Raw genomic sequence first — 647 nt, forward strand, 5'->3', positions numbered from 1 at the left:
AGTGCTTCGTGACTTTTATGCGCGATATGTAACAGCCAAGGGTGCGTGCAAAGACACGAGAATCCGGGATGCATTTGCGACGGTCGAAAGGGAGAGGTATCTGGGACCCGGTCCATGGAATGTCTCGACGCTGTCAGGGTATGTCTCGACTGAAACGTCCGATCCCGCCGTTCTCTATCAGGATATTGTGATCGGGCTCAAGACAGAGCAAGGCCTTAACAACGGTGAACCGAGCCTCCACGCGCGCTGTCTGGACGCAGCGACCATCACGCCGGGTGAAACCATCACCCACATCGGGTCCGGAACCGGCTATTACACTGCGCTTCTCTCATACCTCACTGGTGACGCGGGGCGTGTGGTCGCGTATGAGATTGACCCGGTTCTCGGTCCGCAAGCTGCATCGAACCTGGCTCATCTGGCGTACGTCCGGGTGGTCAACGAAAGCGGTACTCAGACAGTATTGCCGCAATCGGATCTGATTTACGTCAGTGCTGGCGCGACGCACCCGGTGGACCGCTGGCTCGAAGCGCTCAACGAGGGTGGTCGTCTGCTCTTTCCATTGACACCTAACCGCGGTCTCGGTGGCATGTTGCTTGTGACGCGCGTCACCTCCAACTCATACGCGGCAAAGTTCATCTGCCCCGCGA

General features: G+C 58.1%; 1 protein-coding gene. It reads left to right on the plus strand.

Annotated elements, in window-relative coordinates:
- A partial coding sequence (locus AC1ECK_RS36650) for a protein-L-isoaspartate O-methyltransferase family protein (RefSeq protein WP_480328191.1) occupies positions 1-647 on the plus strand: 647 nt, incomplete at both ends.

The sequence above is a fragment of the Paraburkholderia sp. SSBN10T genome (assembly GCF_056619545.1).